Annotated in this window: 4 protein-coding genes and 1 pseudogene; 4 read left to right on the forward strand and 1 reads right to left on the reverse strand. The window is 59.3% G+C overall.

Annotated elements, in window-relative coordinates; all coding sequences use genetic code 11:
- The 4 genes and pseudogenes from AC2VON_RS21965 to AC2VON_RS21980 all read left to right on the forward strand — a co-directional run.
- A pseudogene (locus AC2VON_RS21965) lies at positions 1-584 on the forward strand (hypothetical protein); the annotation flags it as partial.
- Positions 585-898: 314 nt separating this feature from the next.
- The gene (locus tag AC2VON_RS21970; protein ID WP_486954758.1) at positions 899-1,753 is read left to right on the forward strand and encodes a class I SAM-dependent methyltransferase; all 855 of its coding nucleotides are present in this window, start codon (positions 899-901) and stop codon (positions 1,751-1,753) included.
- Positions 1,754-1,821: 68 nt separating this feature from the next.
- Positions 1,822-2,634 carry a methyltransferase domain-containing protein gene (locus AC2VON_RS21975; protein WP_486954759.1) on the forward strand — a complete coding sequence of 271 codons (813 nt, stop codon included), beginning with the start codon at positions 1,822-1,824 and terminating at the stop codon, positions 2,632-2,634.
- Between the two features lie 17 nt (positions 2,635-2,651).
- Positions 2,652-3,662: a rhamnan synthesis F family protein gene (locus AC2VON_RS21980; RefSeq protein ID WP_486954760.1), complete on the forward strand. Its 1,011-nt coding sequence runs from the start codon at positions 2,652-2,654 to the stop codon at positions 3,660-3,662.
- A 347-nt stretch (positions 3,663-4,009) separates the two neighbouring features.
- Here the strand turns inward: AC2VON_RS21980 and AC2VON_RS21985 are convergent.
- Positions 4,010-4,325: hypothetical protein (locus AC2VON_RS21985; RefSeq protein WP_486954761.1), on the reverse strand; the 316-nt coding region annotated here is incomplete at its 5' end.

Below are 4,325 nucleotides of genomic sequence, written 5' to 3' on the forward strand. Positions count from 1 at the left end.
AGACCTACTCGGCCTATACCCCGGCGCTCGACACCGTCAACAGCGACGCGCTCGCCAACGGACCCCACTTCGTCCTCTCCCCCACCACGCCGGCCACCGGCATCGACGGTCGGCTCGCCACGCAGGAATCCCCCCGTTATTCGCGCGCCCTGTTGTGTGACTACACGGTAGACGGAGTCAAGAACCATTGGGCACTATTCACCCGCACCGGGTGTCACTGTGGAGCACTCACAGCAGTGTTGGAGATCACAATTCACGGCGGCGACGCGGTCACCGTTCCCGCCCTCAGCGCACCCGGCAGAGCGGCTTTGGTCGTTATCGAACTGGACCAAACCGTCTTCGACTGGCTCTTCCAGGGGGCCGTCGCGCCGCTAACCACCTCGACGGTCGCGCTCGACGGAGTCACCTACCGACTCGTCGCCGCCAACGCCGCGGAGCATTTTCTCGTCAACACGCCGTCTTCGGTCGACGGCACGAATCTGCAGATCCACGCGCACACCGTCCGCATCGGACGAAGGCCGTCCTGGGGTCTTCAGGACGTGTCCGCACGGCTGCGCTTCTACGAGATGCAGGTCGGACCATAGATGCGGGCTGGCTTCAGCCGGACCGCGCCAGCCGCGATCACGTTTTTTCGGATCGCCGCCGGCCAGAGACAGTTGGGATCCGCCGAAACGCATCGACGGCGCTGTCAGCGGTCTAGGCTCTTGGCCGGAACAACACGAGGCCGAGATCCGAGTGGGAGAGCATTTTTGAACGTGACCCATCGGGATGTCCGGCCCGGACTCGTCTCAGGGCAGCGGCCAGACCGCCGGATCGACGTCACTGCACGGGCGAGTGTATCCAAAATCATTCTGAACCATCAGCCGCGCCGACCTGAGCCGAGCACGAAAGTTGAATAATGGGATTTGAAAATTTATCGCAGCGCACACGGAAATACTGGCGCGCGCGCAACTCCATCGTGGGAGCTTTTTGGGATATGGATTTTCTACTGTTTGACCGCATTCTGGCAACCCAGCATGAAAACGACGTCCGCGGAGATCTCCTTGAAATCGGCGCGCTGTATGGTAAAAGCTCAATTGTGCTCGGATGCCATGCGAGATCACACGAGGAAGTGATCGTGTGTGATATATTCAATGACGCCGAGGGAGATAAAGAGAACGTCGCGGAAAACTCGCAATCTTATAGCGGGTTGAACCGCAAGAAATTCGAGGACAATTACCTCCGATGGGTCAACAGACCTCCCGTGGTGATCGCCGAACTCTCCGAACACATAGTCGACAAGATCGAGCCACGGTCGCTGCGTTTCGCCCACATCGACGGCAGTCATCTTTATAACGTCGTCCGCATGGACATTGCCAACACGCTCGATCTCATGAACCACGGCGGCGTGGTCGTAATGGATGATTTCCGAGCGCTACACACGCCAGGAGTAGCGGCCGCAGTCTGGGAAGCCGTGGCCACCAAGGGCTTGATCCCCATCTGCCTTTCCGAACAGAAGTTCTATGGAAGCTGGGACGCGGAAACGGCACGAGCAACGAGCAACGTTCTAACCAATTATGTTGCCTCGCAAGGAGACGCCGTTAATTACGGAATGCAAGAAATAGCCGGCGTGGGCGTTCTTATCATCGAAAACCCCACCCCTTGGGAATTCAAGAGACGAGTTCAGTGCGTGGTCCCGTCCATGCTGGTGGCTATTCGTGGCGGCGCATCGGCGCATCCCTACTTGGGGAGTCGACTCGGAGAGACGCTGTGAAGCAGTTCAAGAGCGAGATGCTATTGAACCCTCGAACCAGCGCTATCTGACGGGAACGGTACAAACGCATGCCAGTCATCGAGGAATTTGCGCCCCAATCGGCAGCCGAATTTTTCTTCACATTGAAGTACGCCCGCTGGCGGTTTCCTCTTCGCCGGAAGTGCTTGTCGTTCTTCGACGACAAGCACGGAATCGAGGGCGGCGGACCGAGCCTGGTCTTCAAGACCGTGCTGCCCCTATATCAGTTCGTTGGTGGGCTGGATGGGATTAACTTCTCGACTGACACCATCTGCGAAGGCTGCATAACAGCTGGCCAAAACCTCAACTACGCCACAGACAAATGCGGTCGCCAATTCATTTCCGAGGCAACGGACCTCAGTGAGATCAGTACTGAAAGCTACGACTTTCTTCTGTCATCCAATTGTCTCGAGCACGTCGCTGACCCGATCAAAGGTCTATTGGAATGGAAAAGAGTCGTCAAGGTCGACGGAGCGCTCCTACTGGTCCTACCCAACAAGAAGAGCAACTTCGATCATCGACGGCCAGTCACGCGGTTCGAGCACCGGTTGAAGGACTTCACCAACGATGTTGGTGAAAACGACCTCACCCATCTGGACGAGATCTTGCGACTACATGACTTGCGGATGGACCCGCCCGCAGGCGACTTGCCGCATTTCAGGGAGCGAAGCCTGAAGAATTTTCAGAACCGCACTCTTCATCACCACGTGTTCGATGCTCGGCTGATCGAAGAAATGCTAAGGTGGGCCGGGCTTGAGCTGTTAGACATGACGACTACCCGGACCGACTTCTACGCGCTCGCCAGGAAAGCTGCTGAGGTCGGCCTTACCCCGAGTAAGCATGCGCCCGAAGCGATCAGTTGAGGTCAGCGTTACCGAGCATGTTAGATACCGTTTCGAAGCTGACTTCCCGATTGGCCGCCCGCCGATACCGCTTGGGCGGCGACGCGCTGCGCTTCATTTCCGAGACCCACCAAGAGATTCCACCGCAGCCCCCGCCTGATCGGCGCACACTCGTTCTGTTCGCACACTTCGATCCCCACGGCGTCGTCGATCCATACGTCATCTACTACTTGGAAGCGCTCCATAGGCTCAACGCCGCCATAGTCTTTGTCTCCGGCGCGCCCACGCTCACGCCGGAGTCGGTTGCTCCCCTCCGCTCCTTATGTGCAGGCATCTACGCTCGGCGCACGCTCTCACTCGATTTCGGTTCGTGGCATCTCGCGTGGTGCATCCTCAGGCAACGCGGCTGGTCGCTCGAGCAGTTCGACCGCTTCGTGATCGCCAATGACAGCGTGTTCGGCCCGCTGTTTCCGATCGAAGAGATGTGGAACTCGTTCCACGGTGCCGACATGTACGGTGCGATCGAAAGCGCCGAGCAGACCTTCCACCTCCAGTCGTTCTTCCTGGCTTGGGATCTCAACTTGCGTACCCGGCCGTTCCTCAACGATTTCTGGGATGGCTTTCAGTACATCGTCGACAAAGATGCCCTCATCCGGCAATACGAGCTCGGCCTGTCCAAGCATGCCCGCGAAGCAGAGCTCAGCGTCAAGCCGTTCGTCTCGGTCGAAGACATCAAAGCGGCTTACGGGCGCTCACCCGAGCATCAATGGGCAGGCAAGTTCTCCGGGGCGCCTATCAACAACACCTTGTATTTCTGGGACGGGCTCATCGAGCACCTCCGGTTCCCGTTCCTCAAGACGATCCTGCCGCGTCGCAACGAGCCATGGCACGATTCGATGACGCACCTGCGTGACTTCGTCGAGCAACACACTTCGTACCCCTACGACCTGATCGAGTCGAACATGGCGAGACTCGGCTGCGGATCGCGTTCCTGGGGCACGCCGCCGGTATTGCCGCCCCAGCGGCCGGCAATACGCTGGTTTAGGTGAATCGTCGGGTCATGCCGGGTAGCCGTGGGGAATCGCACCCCCCGGCTCCCACAGATCCGGACATGAATCTCTCGATTCATCGGCCTCTTGTCCTCCTGGTCACCAGGCGGAGCGACACGCAGGGAGTGGGCGAACAACGCAGGGCAGGCTGTGGTGACCCTGCGCCAGGACGCATCCCCCGCAGGGCGGTCCTGAAGGGCCTACCTTCATCACTCGTACAGAGGTCTGCACCGTGGTCAACGGGAACGCCGCAGACACACTGTCGGGCAACCTTTTTAGCCCTGCGTGTAATCTTTCGTGCGGCGACCAGGCTTGTCACGGTGGCATCCCAGGGGAATGTGGTTGCGTCAATTCCCTTGATTCCCAGGAACTTCGACGCTCGCTCCTACCGGAGGCGCGACAAACGGGACGAGGTGCCCATCGCGCCAGGTCATTAATGCGAGGCCGGGGCTATCGAGAGGCACATCGACCGTCACATCGAGGGATGTGGGTAGGCGACCTTCGACGGCGCGGACGGTCACCGAAGCGCCGGAGAGTTCCACGTGGTAACCGACCCGAGGATGCGCGCGAAGCGAATCCCACCCGTTGTTCGGCCGACGTGAGCTGCCGACAACGTCGAGCCGGAAACTGGCCACACCGGTGCGCGTGAAGCGATGGTCGCTG

This window comes from Mycobacterium sp. TH-M82, assembly GCF_057473605.1.